We start from the raw sequence: 13,322 nt of genomic DNA, 5'->3' as shown, positions 1-13,322 counted from the left end.
GGCGCGGCTGCCGCCGCCGGAGCCTCGCCGGCGGGTGCGGCCGGGGCGTCGTCGATCTCGGGCTCGGGCTCGGGATCGGTGTCGTTGGCGAACAGCACCGCGGCGTCGCGCTCGGAGTTGAGCACCTCGACCGTGCTGTGGGAGTACTCGGGCAGCTTCAGCGTGTTGGTCGCCAGGCCCGCCACGGTCGGCGCGGACTTCACGCCGAGCTCGACGAACCGCTCGACGCCGAGGCCGCCCGCGGCCTCCTCGATGAACAGCAGGTCCTGGGTCTCGATCCACCGCACCGGGCTGGCGAACTGCCAGGCCAGCAGCTCGATCACGACCTTGCGGCACAGCTCGCGCGGCTTCTCGTTGCGCCAGGTGTCGTAGTCGGCGAGGATCTCGTCGAGCGGCTCGGCGGGCACCAGATCGCGGATCTCCTGGATGAAGTCGCGGTCCAGCGTGAACGGCCTGGGCACCAGGTTGGGGATGTACTTGCCGATCAGCAGGTCGGGATCGGCGTCGCGCGGCATGACGCGCTCCAGCGAGCGGCGGAAATCGGCCACGCCGACCCGCAGCACCGACGAGTGGAACGGCACGTCGATACCCGGCACGAGGATGAAGGACCGTTTGCCGCCGCTGATCTCGCGGCGCCGTTCGACCTCTTCCTCGAGCACCTCGAGGCCACGCACAGTGCCGGCGATGGCGTACTGCGATCCACGCAGGTTGTAGTTCACGATCTGCAGGAATTCCCCGGTGCGCGCGGCGATCTCGTCGACGAACGCCGTGACGTCGGCGTCGGGCAGGTCGATCTGCGACGGCCGGATGGCGGCCAGCCGGTAGTTGGACCGGCCCTGCTCGTCGCGCGGCACGATGTCGTGCATCTTGCTGCCGCGGTGGAACACCACCTCGAGCAGCGCCTCCAGTTCGTAGACACCGGAGACGCACGCCAGCGCGGTGTACTCGCCGACGGAGTGCCCGCAGGCGATGGCGCCCTCGACGAACGCGCCCTGCTCACGCATCTCGGCCACCTGGGCGGCCGCCACCGTCGCCATCGCGACCTGGGTGAACTGCGTCAGGTAGAGCACACCCTCGGGATGCTGGTAGTGCACTCCTGAGGCGATGAGGCTGGTCGGGTTGTCGCGCACCACGTGCAGCACCGAGAAGCCGAGGGTCTCGCGGGTGAACTTGTCCGCGGAGTCCCACACCTTGCGGGCCGCCTTGGACCGGGCACGGACCTCCATGCCCATGCCCTTGTGCTGGATGCCCTGGCCGGGGAAGGCGTAGACGGTCTTCGGCGCGGCCAGCCGCGCGGTCGCCGACATCACCAGGTTGTTGTCGACCTTGGCGGTGACCTCGAGAACCTCTGCGCCGACGTCGATTCCGACGCGGTCGACGCGGAACTCGATCTCGTCGCCGGGCAGCACCATGCCGAGGAACCGGGCGGTCCAGCCGATGAGGCGGGCCGGCGGGACGGCCTTGCCGTCGGTCGCGGTGACGACGTGCTGGGCGGCCGCCGACAGCCACATCCCGTGCACGATGGGCGATTCCAGCCCAGCGAGCAGCGCGGCGGCGCGGTCGGTATGAATCGGGTTGTGGTCGCCGGAGACGACCGCGAACGGCCGCATGTCGACCGGGGCGCCGACGCTGACGTCGCGACGGCGGCGACGCGGCGTGTCGGTGGCGTTGCCGGAGACGGCTCCGCCTGCCCGGACCGGGTCGGTCAGTTCGGCCGCACCGGTGCGGCCGCGGATGGCGAACCGCTCCTCGAGCGTGGCCACCACGGTGCCGTCGGCGGTGGTCACCGTGACGGCGACCGGTACGACGCGGCCCACCTCGGTGTCGGTGGCCACCGAAGCCGTTGCGGTGACGGTCAATTCGGCCACCTCGGTGGGCAGCGGCGCCTCCAGCCGGGCGGCGTGGTCGAGGTGCACCAGGCTCAGCAGGCCCTCGACGACCGGGAATCCGGAGTCGGTGGCCGCGGAACCGACGGCGGCGAACACGGCGGGCCAGCAGCGGCCGACGAGGGCGTCGGGCACCACCGTCAGGGTGGGCGCCAGCGGGGCGCCGAACGTGGCGGTCACACCGGTGTGGTCGGCCACCTGCTCGGGATCCCAGCCCACGGTGACCGTCGCCGAGCCTCCGGAGACCGGCGGCAGGGCGTCGGGGCCGTCGACGCCCGCGGCGATGGCGAGCACCGCACGCATGGCGGTGGCGGCGTCCTCGGTGGACACCAGCGGCGCTCCGCCGCTGCGGACGACATCGGTGAGGGTGAAGCGGATCTCGATCCAGGTGCCCGAGAGCGGCACGCTGAGGACGACGTGCTGGTCGTCGGCGACGGTGATGCGCGCACCGGTGGACGCGTGGGTCGCGACCGTCTGGCCTTCACGCACCTGCCAGTCCCGCGGCTCGGCGATGCGGTGCACCGGGTTGGTCGCGGTGCGGCCGGCCCACAGCACGTCGGGCGCGTCGAGCAGCGCGGCGAGCGGACCGGTGACGTCGGCACGGCCCTGACGGCGTGACAGCACCGGCGCCGGGTCGCCGTTGCGGGCGAGCGCCTGGTCCACAGCGGCCTGCTCGAAGCGGTCGAGCAGCTCGCCGACGGGCTCGTCGACCCGGGTGATTCCGGCGACGGCGGCGGTGCCGGGGATGATGCACACCTGGTCGGCGGAGTAGCGGGCGTCGTGGGCCTGCCACAGCGAGTCGCTGCGCCACCAGCGGCGGACGTCCTTATCGATCACCGGCACGAAGTTCACCGGCTTGCCGAGCGTCTTGCAGAGCTGGACGAAGAACGGCACGTCGGCCGGGTGCAGCTGCACCGTCGCGGCGTCCGGGTAACGCTTCACGAGTGCGGCGATCGCCGCCTCGGGCTCCTCGAGCAGCCGGCCTTCGGGGAACAGCGTGGGGATCTCGCCGGAGTCGACGGCGTGCAGCCGGGCCTCGGCGCGCTGCAGCATCTGCTCGAAGCGGTCCCGCCAGGTGATGTCCAGCCACGGCGAGCCCGGGGTCCGCGAGTCGGCGTTGCTGCTGCCGTCCCCGATGGCGAGCTCGACGTAGCGCTGCAGCCACTGCAGGTAGGTCATCTCGCCGACGTCGCCGAAGTAGGGCTTCGCCGTCACGGCCATCGCCGCGATGATCTCGTCGCGCCGGTCGGCGACGGCGTCGGCGTCGCCGGCCACCTCGTCGAGCAGGCGTCCGCAGCGTGAGGCGGCGTTGTCGATCTCGTGGATGTCGGCGCCGAGCTGGCTGCGGCCGGAGGCCATGCCGCCCTGCGCCTTTCCGGCGCCCACCCATGTCTCGGTGCCACGGGTCTCGACGAGCATCTGCTTGACCTGTGGGCTGGTGGTGGCCTCGAGGGTGGCCATCGCCGCGGTGCCGACGAGGATGCCGTCGACGGGCATGGCCGGGAAGCCGAAGGACTCCGACCAGCGCCCGGACAGATACTCGGCGGCCTGCTCGGGCGTGCCGATGCCGCCGCCGACGCAGATGGTGATGTTGGATCGCGACCGCAGCTCCGAGTAGGTCGCCAGCAGCAGGTCGTCGAGGTCTTCCCAGGAGTGGTGGCCCCCGGCGCGGCCGCCCTCGATGTGCACGATCACCGGCTTGGTGGGCACCTCGGCGGCGATGCGGATGACCGAGCGGATCTGCTCGACGGTGCCGGGCTTGAACACGACGTGGCCGATGCCGATGGAGTTGAGCTCGTCGATCAGGTCGACGGCCTCCTCGAGCTCCGGGATGCCCGCGGTGACGACGAGGCCGTCGATCGGCGCACCCGCCTGGCGCGCCTTCTGCACCAGGCGCTTGCCACCGACCTGCAGCTTCCACAGGTACGGGTCGAGGAACAGCGAGTTGAACTGCACGGAGCGGCCCGGTTCGAGCAGCCCGGTGAGTTCGGCGATGCGGTCGTTGAAGATCGGCTCGGTGACCTGGCCACCGCCGGCCAGCTCAGCCCAGTGGCCGGCATTGGCTGCGGCGGCGACGATCTTGGCGTCCACGGTGGTGGGGGTCATGCCCGCGAGCAGGATCGGGGAGCGGCCGGTCAGCCGGGTGAACTTCGTCGACAGCTTGACCGACCCGTCCGGCAGCCGCACGGTCGTCGGCGCGTAGCTCGACCACGGCCGGGCCACCTCGGGCACCGCGCCGACGGTGAACAGGTTGCGCTGCCCACCGCGGGTGGCGGCGGGGACGATGCCGATGCCCAGTCCGCGGATGACCGGGGCGGTCAGCCGGGTCAGGATGTCGCCGGGTCCGAGGTCGAGGATCCAGCGGGCGCCTGCCTCGTGCAGGTCGGTGATCTCGTCGACCCAGTCGACCTGGGTGACGAGGATCGCCTCGGTCATGGCGCGGGCGAGGTCAACGTCGATCCCGACGGCCTCGGCCCACCGGCCGACGATGTCGACGCCGTCCGACAGCCGCGGCGTGTGGAAGCCGACCTCGACCTGCACGGGGTCGAAGGACGGTGCGAACACGGCGCCGCCGCGGACCTTGTTCTTGCGGTCGGCCTCTTCCTTCTCCGAGATCTGGGCGCAGTAAAGCTCGAAGCGGGAGAGCTGCTCGGGGGTGCCGGTGATGACGACCGAGCGCCTGCCGTTGCGGATGGACAGCACCGGCGGCAGCACGGTGCGCACGTCCTGGGCGAATTCCTCGATGAGTTCGTAGATGCGCTCGGGATCGGCGTTGGTGACCGACACCATCGGCGGCCGGTCGCCGAGGACGGTGATGCCACGCCGGCGGGCGACGAGCGTGCCTGCCGCACCGATCAGCTGAGCCAGCGCGAGCAGCTCGACATCCTTCGCGCCACGGGCGGCGAGCGCCTCCACGGCGAGCACGCCCTGCGAGTGCCCTGCGACGGCGACAGGCGGGGTGGCGTACAGATCCATGCCCTGACGGGCCAGCGCCCGCACCGCGGCGATCTGGGTGAGCAGCACGCCGGGCACGGAGACCGCGGCCGACGTCAGCTGCTTGGCGGTGGGCAGTGGCTCCTCGGAGGCCAGCGCGCGGACCCAGGCGAGCGGCTCGAAGCCGATCGGCCGGACGACGACGAGTTCCTTGGCGACGGGTTCGAGCAGCAGTTCGGCCTCGCCTGCGAGTGTCGCGAGTTCGCCCTCGATGCCTGCAGACGACACCAGCTCCTCGAGCGTGTCGAGCCATGCGCTGCCCTGGCCGCCGAAGGCCACCGCGTAGGGTTCGCCGGCGTTGAGGCGGTCGACGAGCGCGTGCGCGGATCTGGTGGCCTCGACATCGCCGCTGCGGTCGGTGGACATCCGGTCGTGCTCGTGAATCGTCACTCTTGCTATCTCCCTCGGCGCTGCCTGCGCGCTTGTCGTCTCGCTCGTCGAACTGGCGGTCGTGACCGACTGTGGTCGGCTCGCCGGCTGCGCTCCCCTGCGTCGGGCCGGCGGAAGATTCTGCGTCGAATCCGGGCTGGCGGCCGTCCGTGTCCGGGCGGTCCAACCCCACTAAGAGTGGCATAAGAAGAAGGGGTGCCTTCGGCCCGCAATTGGTTACTGGCGAGTTCTACGCCCGGGTAACCCACCGCCAGATAACGCGACGCCCTTCGCCGTGCGACAGCAAGCGGGACAAACGTCCTGCATGCAGGTGGTTACGGTCGAGTAGCTACAACTGCGCTGTTCAAAGCAGCATTGTTATGCAATCGTTATCTAAGAATTTCGGGCCGCCGGAGCGGCCGATCGAGTGTCGGATGGGTCGACACTCGGCGCGGAAGTGTCCACCCGCGTCTCGCGATGGCGCACAGGAGTTTGCTGGAAATATTACTAGTCAGTAAGGTTCCGGCCCCACTGACCGAATTGCGGCTCGAGAACGTGGTTGAGGTCGACGCCGACGCCGCCGACCTGACGCGTGTCGATCTCCACCCGGTGCAGAGGTGTCGCCGGGTGTGCGACCCGCCTGGGCGAACCCCAGTTGTGCTGCCAGCAGCAGGCGCCGGGGCCGTCCTGCAGTGCCCACTCGATGGTCTTCGAGTTCATGTAGACGCCGACACGCTGACGGCCGAGCACCGCCTCCCAGCCCCGCAGGAACGGCGCGACCTGCTGTTTGTACTCCAGCAACCACGCGCGCCGGGCCTGCGGTCGGCCACATACCGGATAGCTCCGAGCGCCCCGGAAGCGCGGAGGTCGCCCGCGCGGATCACTCCTGCCGCGTAGTCGAGCAGGATTGCTGTTCGGAGTGGCACAACCTGCGGAATCCCCTGCTCGATCCCACGGCGAGTGGCCTGCGGTACGGCGCGCCGGTTTCCTACCATGAACCATGCCCGTTGGTCGGGTCGGCGAGGATCCGACGTGAACCCCGCCGCTACCGGTGCCTTCGCCAGGGCCTTTCTCACGGTGCCCGTATCGACGCTGCTTCGCGCCGGCTTCGCGCTGACGGCGTGCGCGGCGCTGCTGGTCGCCTGCTCGGGATCGTCACCGGACGCCACCGACGGCCCGCGCGCGCCTGATCTGGAACCGTTGTCCGCCGTCGGCGACGGCGAGGGCGAACTCGACCTCATCGCCTGGGCCGGTTACGCCGAGGACGGCAGCAGCGACAGCGCGGTCGACTGGGTGACGCCGTTCGAGCAGCAGACCGGCTGCCGCACCACCGTCACGATCGGTCACACCTCCGACGAGATGGTCGACCTGATGCGAACCGGCCGCTACGACGGAGTGTCGGCCTCCGGCGACGCCACGCTGCGGCTGATCCACGCCGGGGACGTGGCGCCGGTCAACACCGCGCTGGTACCCCACTACGAGACCATCTCGCCGTTCCTCAAGGATCAACCGTGGAATTCGGTGGACGGCCGGATGTACGGCATCCCGCACGGCTGGGGCGCGAACCTGCTGATGTACAACATCGGCGTCGTGCGCGATGCGCCGAACTCCTGGGCGGCGGTGTTCGACGACGCGGCGGAGTACCGCGGCCGGGTGACCGCGTACGACTCCCCCATCTACATCGCCGACGCGGCGCTCTATCTGTCCAAGTCGCGGCCGGAACTCGGCATCGTCGATCCGTATTCGCTGACCGTCCCGCAACTCGACGCCGCTGCCGAGCTGCTCGAGGCGCAACGCGAGAACGTCGGGCTGTACTGGTCGGACTACACCACCGAGGTGCAGGCGTTCGAGTCGGGCGCCGCCGTGATCGGCACCACCTGGCAGGTGATCGCCAACACCATCGGCGCCAACAACCGGGTCCAGGTCAACACGGTGCTGCCCAAGGAGGGCTCGACCGGCTGGTCGGACACCTGGATGATCTCGTCGAAGGCCGCTCACCCCAACTGCATGTACAAGTGGATGGACTGGATCGCCTCACCCGAGGTCAACGCCCAGGCCGCCGAGCACTTCGGGGAGGCACCCGCGCAGTCCCTGGCCTGCGACCACACCACCGCATACGACTTCTGCGATCTCTACCACGCCACCGATGAGCAGTTCGCCGCGAAGATCCACTACTGGACCACGCCGCAGAAGGAATGTGTGGACGGCAGTGGCGACGACTGCACCACCTACGACCAGTGGGTGGAGCGGTGGCAGCGCATCAGACGCTGAACCGGCACGCCTTGCTCAGCCGTGCGGCGGCCACTGCCCGTCGAGGAGGGCGCCCGGCGCCGTGGACACCATCTGACGGTGGAGCACCGCGTCGAGGTGGCCGACCACGAGCCTGGTGGCCAGCTCCCGGTAGTCCCGGACGATCTGCCTGTACTCCGGAAGCTGGCCGGGGCCGGGCAGGTGCGCCGGTCCGAAGCGCGCCGTCAGGCATTCCTCCAGCGCGGTGACGACGGCGGCGGCCAGCACGTCGATGTCCTGTCGGGTCGATTCGACGATCCGCAGCAGCGCGCGGATGTAGAGCATCTGGTCCGCCGCGCGGGCGACGATCTCGCTGAGCACGGGGTCGGTGAGCGCGACGGCGCCGTCGACCCGCCGGGCCATGCCCAGCTCGATCAGCCGTCGTGCCTCGTCGGACCCCACACCGATGTCGAGCGGCGCGTCCTTCCGCGGGGAGGACGGAACCGGGGCGGCGGTGGACGCGTCGGTCCGCGGCGCAGGCACCGCACGCTGCAGTCCGAGGATGTCGGCGAGATCGGCGCCGTCGCGCATGCCGGCGAAGAACTCGGCGATGTGGGCTGAGTTGAAGCCCCGACGCAGGAGCTGGTTGATGGTGTCCAGCTGCGCGAGGTGGGAGTCGTCGTACAACGCCGAACGGCCCGACCGGCGAGGCGGGTCGAGCAGGCCGCGCTCCCGGTAGGCACGGATGTTGCGGGCACTCACCCCCGACTGTTCGGCGAGTTCCTCGAGCCGATATTCGCTCAACGCGTCGCACCTTCGTGCCGGCCATGCGGCAGGCGGTAGCCGGCATCGCGGTTCGTCATGCCGACACTGTACCCGCGACACCGGTGCTGAGCGAAGCCACGTGCGGTTAATTGAAACCTCGATCTTGAAGCCGATTTCTGTCGTTAATCTGCACATTTGTCAAAATCAGTGCCGATTACTGCGCATCGACGTGCAGTTTCAGCCAACTCTCTAGGCCGACGAGCGATTCACCGTGAGTGACGTCACCGGACCGGGATTGGATTCCCCGGCCGGCGGTGGCCACCATGGAAGGCGGATATCGAGAATCGGCTCGACCGAGAGCCACGACGAAGGGTTTGGTGTGCGCCCCTGGATCGTGTGGGCCACCGGACTCCTGGCCTACATCGTCGCGGTGCTGGACCGCACCACTCTCGGCGTCTCCGGACTCGACGCCGCGGACCGGTTCACCGTGAGCCCGGGCGTGCTGTCCACGTTCGTCGTGCTGCAGGTGGTCGTCTACGCAGGCGCCCAGGTGCCTGCCGGCGTGCTGCTGGACCGGTACGGCTCCAAGGTGCTGATCCTCTGCGGCGCGGCGCTGATGGCGTCCGGTCAACTGGTGCTGGCATTCTGCGAGTCCCTGCCGTCGGCGATCGCCGCCAGGGCGGTTCTCGGCCTCGGGGACGCGCTGACGTTCATCTCGGTGCTGCGCCTGGTGCCGCACTGGTTCGCACCGCGGCAGGTCCCCCTGGTCACCCAGCTCACCGGCATCTGCGGCCAGCTCGGGCAGGTGCTCTCGGCGGTGCCGTTCCTGGCCGTGCTCACCGGCGCGGGCTGGACGACGGCCTACACCTCGGTCGCCGCACTCGGTGTGCTGTCGATGGTGCTCACGCTGCTCGTCGTCAAGGACACTCCGTCGGGACGCGCCGGGCCGGCGAAGACCGCCACCCTGAGCGAGCTGGTGGGCAGCGTCAAGACGGTGTGGCTCAGGCCGGGCACCCGGCTCGGCTTCTTCACCCACATGGGCACGCAGTTCTCGGTGACGGTTTTCGCGCTGATGTGGGGGGTGCCGTACCTGACGGTGGCGCAGGGCCTGTCGGCCGGCATGGCCGGGACGCTGCTGAGCCTGTCGGTGGTCGCGGCGATCTCTGCGGGCGTGGTCATCGGCATCTTCACCGGCCGCCACCCGCATCGCCGATCCCGCCTGGTGCTCGCCATCATCGGCAGCAACGCGCTGGCCTGGACGGTGGTGCTCGCGTTGCCCGGCCCGGCTCCGTTGTGGCTGCTGATACTGCTGGTCGTGGTCATCTCGGTCGGCGGACCGGGCTCGATGGTCGGCTTCGACTTCGCGCGGACCTTCAATCCGAGCGCCACGCTGGGCACCGCACAGGGCATGGTCAACATGGGCGGGTTCATCGCGTCGCTGCTCGTGATGCAGGCGATGGGGATCATTCTCGACGCCACCGGCGGCTACTCGTTCGAATCGTTCCGGTGGGCGTGGACGGCGCAGTACGTGATCTGGGCGCTGGCCACCACCGGCATCCTCATCACGCGCAGCAAGACCCGGCGCAGGATGCGCCTGGAACAGGAACGGATGCTGCTCGAGAGTTTCGAGGCGGATCCCGCTCCGGACCGGTGATCAGCGGTTGCGCGCGGACTCCCGCCGGTTGGCCTTCTTGATCGCCGACACCAGTTCGTCCTTGCTCATCGTCGACCGGCCGGAGATGTCGAGGCGTCGCGCGATCTCGACGAGATGCTTCTTCGACGCGTTGGCGTCGACGCCTTCCGCAGTCTCACCCTTGGCGTTCGGCCCGCCGCTGCGGGCGCGCTCATCCGACGGCCCCTTGGCCGCCTTGGCCTCCCAGTGGTCGCCGACCTTCTCGTAACTGTGCTTCAGTGCGCTGTAGGCCACCCGGTGGGCGCGCTCGCCCTCGCCGTACTCCTCGGCCGCCGAGTCGTGCGCCTTCGCAAAGGTGCGCTGCGCCTTGGCTTCCGACTTCTTCAGCGTGCTGGGCAGTTCACTCTTCTTGGCCTGTCCGCCCTTACCCGTCTTCGGCATGGTGACTCCTTTCGCCGTGTCCGGGTGGACTAGCCCGTCGGCGACGGGGCCAAACCGGTTGTCATGCCTCGCCGGCCGTCCTTGCCGCCGCAGGCACGCGCCGGTGCCCGGTGACCTCGTAGCCGACCACCACGACCACAGGCGCCAGCGTCACCGCCAGCAGGCACACCGCCATCGGCACGTCGGTCATCGCCAGCCACACCGCCACGGCCAGCACCGCGACTGCGCCCGCGACGAGGGCGCCGTGGAACAGGTCCCACGTTCGTGCCACCAGCCCGTAGATGGCGTACAGGCCGACCAGGTAGATGGCGACGGGCACCGCGACGGTGGCCACCGTCGGCGCGGCGCCGAGTTCCGAGTGATGCTCGATGTAGTACGCGGCGGCGTGCAGGCCCGCGCCGGTGGCGACGATGGCGCCGAACACCGGGATGTGCAGGTAACCGAACCAGAACGACGTGCCGCGGTCGGCGTGCAGCAGATCGGCGTGCGGCACCAGGAAGTACACCCACCACATGCCGAAGGTCAGCCCGGTGCCGGCGACCGCGACGAGCACCGCGTCGGTGGACCAGCCTTGGATCTCGACGGCTGCCGAGATCGACGCGACGGTGCCCACCACCCCCTCGCCGAGCGCGATGATCGCCAGCAGGCCGTAGCGCTCGACGATGTGGTGGACGTGCCACGGGGTTCCGCCCATCCGCCGCTCGGCGATGAACGGGCCGGACAGCTCCACGGCGATCAGCACCACGGTGCACACGAAGAACACCGCAACCGAGGTCTGTACGAAGATCTGTGCGGCCCAACCGATCTGGGCCACAGTCACGGCTGCCGCGTACGTCAGGGAGGCCTGACGCCGCGCGGGATCCTGGGAGGCCGCGCGCAACCACTGCCCCACCAGCGCGATCCTCATCACGATGTATCCGGCGACCAGGACCGCGTTGTCCACGTGACCGCCGTGCTCGATCGAGGCGAACATCTGCGGAAGGCCGAGGGCCAGGATGATGACGCCGACCATCTGCAGCATCGTCATCAGCCGGTAGATCCAGTCATCGGTGTCGAACGCCGAGGCGAACCAGCTGAAGTTGATCCACGCCCAGCAGATCGCGAACGTCGCGAACGCGAAGCCGGTCAGGCCCGCGGCGACGTGGTCCTCGGCGAGCAGGTGGGCGAACTGGGACGCGGCGATCCCGAACGCCACCACGAACGTGAGGTCGAACAGCAACTCCAGCGGGGTGGCCGCCCGGTTCTCCTGATGCGGGTCACGACCGACCATCCGGCGCAGCCGGTGCGCCGGTGTCGCAGTCCCGGCCACTGGCTCGGCGTCGCTCACGTGCCTGTCCTTTCTGTCGCCCGCGCCGCACACGCAGGTAGTCCACTACGCATGCCGCCGCCGGCCCGCCTTCATACGCTGATCTCGACAGCAACGACCCGGGAGCCGGCGAATGATGAGTGCACTTGTCGTGATGTGCGTATCGGTCGCCACTGCACTGGCCGCACTGGGACTCTACGAGTTGCAGATGCGGTTGGAGCGCTGGGACCACGACCGGCACGCGGAGGACTGACGGCGCGAACCGCCTCACGCGGCAGTCGCAGGATCACTCCACGGCGAACGTCACACCGGGTCGAAGGACGAGATCAGCCACTTCCCGTCGATCTTGGTCAGGCCGACCTTCACGCTGCTGGCGGCGTACGCGCCGTCCGGGTTCTCCTTGCTCACCGTCGTCTGGTTGACGAAGATCAGCGCCACCGCCTTCTCGGGATGCATCTCCGCGAGCGCGCTCTGCGCCACCGACGCGCTGGTCTTGACCTGCTTCTGCTTCGCGGCAGGGGTGACGATCGTCTGGGTGAACTGGGTGTAGTAGTCCAGGAACTCACCGGTGAGGTGCGTCTTGGCGGCCGCGAAGTCCTGTTCGAGCGTCTCCGGCGAATAGGACAGCAGGGCGACCGTTCCGGAGGTCGCGGCATCCAGCGCGACCTGGGCGGCGGCGGCATCCGTCTGCTGCTGCGGGCGGTACTGGAAGACGTACAGCCACGTCGCGAGCACAGCCGACAGGATCAGCGCGGCGGCGACACCGATCACGCCGATCCGCGCACGCATTCCGCGCCTGGCCTTTCCGCGGCCGCGGCCCGACAGCTCGAGATGTTCCTCGAGCCGGTCGGCTTCGGTGGCGCCGCTCTCGGGCTCCGTCGCCGTCGTCTCCTCGTCGGCGATCACGGCGTCTTCGGAGTCGGTGTGTTCCCGGCTCTCCGGATCGTCGACCACGGCGGCCTCGTCGGTGTCGGTCTGGTCTTTGGTCACGGTACGAACTCGACTCTCGACATCTTCACCTGGTCGCCGTCGCGCTCCAGGTCGACCGACAACCGCCATCCACGCGGGTCCTTGTTGGCACCGGCCGCATTGGTGACGCGCGACGTCGCCGACACGATCACGTTCGCAGTGTCGTCGGTCATGGTCGTGACGGCCGCGGAGTTCACGGTGACCTCCGTGATCACCTTGGAGTCCTGCGCCACCTGGGCGAAGGTCTCCGCCTGCTGCTGGAAGTCCTCGCGGAACTTGCCGGTGGAGTTGTCGATGATGCGCTGCACACCCTCTTCGGCCTTGTTGAAGTCCAGTGACATCAGGGTGACGACGGCCTGGCGGCCCGCTGCGGTGTACTCGGCGGCGAGCTGCGCGTCGCGATCGGCCTGCCGGTGCTCGCGGATCATGTAACCGCTGGCCGCCAGCAGCGCAAACGTGCAGAGCACGGCGAGGAACAGCGCGACGCCCTTCCAGGTCGGCAGCGGCACTCCCACATGGAGCCGCCGGCGCGAACGCGTCTCGGCAGCCTCCTCCGCGGGAGCGTCGATGTCGACCGGCTCGTCGTCGGCGGCGGTGTCGTCGTCGGCCGCGGCGGCGTCGTTCGCCGCAACGGTCCCGGCCGCGGGCGTCTCGCCCTCGTCGGGGACGGAGACGATCTCGTCGTCGTCGTCGTCGGCTGCGGCGGGTTCGATGGCGGGCTCGACGGCGG

General features: G+C 69.6%; 8 protein-coding genes and 1 pseudogene. 2 read left to right on the top strand and 7 right to left on the bottom strand.

The features are described from left to right. Window positions 1–5,270, bottom strand: a 5,270-nt coding sequence (locus tag Q2100_RS24400; protein ID WP_302916132.1) for a fatty acid synthase subunit beta domain-containing protein, incomplete at its 3' end; no start/stop codon positions are given. 486 nt (window positions 5,271–5,756) lie between these two features. Beyond that, window positions 5,757–6,244: pseudogene (locus Q2100_RS24395) on the bottom strand (glycoside hydrolase domain-containing protein). Between the two features lie 97 nt (window positions 6,245–6,341). On the opposite strand from Q2100_RS24395, the gene Q2100_RS24390 reads away from it, so the two are divergent. Next, window positions 6,342–7,520, top strand: coding sequence for an ABC transporter substrate-binding protein (locus Q2100_RS24390; protein WP_407667682.1), 1,179 nt, complete (start codon window positions 6,342–6,344; stop codon window positions 7,518–7,520). 15 nt (window positions 7,521–7,535) lie between these two features. On the opposite strand, the gene Q2100_RS24385 is transcribed toward Q2100_RS24390, so the two are convergent. Continuing rightward, window positions 7,536–8,282, bottom strand: a complete 747-nt coding sequence (locus Q2100_RS24385; protein WP_302916130.1) for a MerR family transcriptional regulator — start codon at window positions 8,280–8,282, stop codon at window positions 7,536–7,538. A 340-nt stretch (window positions 8,283–8,622) separates the two neighbouring features. On the opposite strand from Q2100_RS24385, the gene Q2100_RS24380 reads away from it, so the two are divergent. Next, a complete protein-coding gene (locus tag Q2100_RS24380; RefSeq protein ID WP_302916129.1) occupies window positions 8,623–9,897 on the top strand; it encodes an MFS transporter in 1,275 nt (424 codons plus the stop codon). Here the strand turns inward: Q2100_RS24380 and Q2100_RS24375 are convergent, their stop codons facing one another. The 4 genes from Q2100_RS24375 to Q2100_RS24360 form a co-directional block, all read right to left on the bottom strand. Next, a complete protein-coding gene (locus Q2100_RS24375) occupies window positions 9,898–10,317 on the bottom strand; it encodes a ChaB family protein (protein WP_302916128.1) in 420 nt (139 codons plus the stop codon). Between the two features lie 61 nt (window positions 10,318–10,378). Then, window positions 10,379–11,587 (bottom strand): low temperature requirement protein A, encoded by a 1,209-nt coding sequence (locus tag Q2100_RS24370; protein ID WP_302916134.1) that lies wholly within the window; start codon window positions 11,585–11,587, stop codon window positions 10,379–10,381. Window positions 11,588–11,926: 339 nt separating this feature from the next. After that, window positions 11,927–12,613, bottom strand: coding sequence for a hypothetical protein (locus Q2100_RS24365; RefSeq protein ID WP_302916127.1), 687 nt, complete (start codon window positions 12,611–12,613; stop codon window positions 11,927–11,929). Further along, window positions 12,610–13,322: Rv1363c family protein (locus tag Q2100_RS24360; RefSeq protein WP_328518136.1), on the bottom strand; the 713-nt coding region annotated here is incomplete at its 5' end. The genes Q2100_RS24360 and Q2100_RS24365, both read right to left, overlap by 4 nt.

Source organism: Mycolicibacterium arseniciresistens, from assembly GCF_030519285.1.
In the GTDB taxonomy this organism is placed as follows: Bacteria; Actinomycetota; Actinomycetes; order Mycobacteriales; family Mycobacteriaceae; genus Mycobacterium; species Mycobacterium arseniciresistens.
Note: the sequence above shows the minus strand (reverse complement) of the source record. Positions and strands in the feature narration are given on the sequence as shown.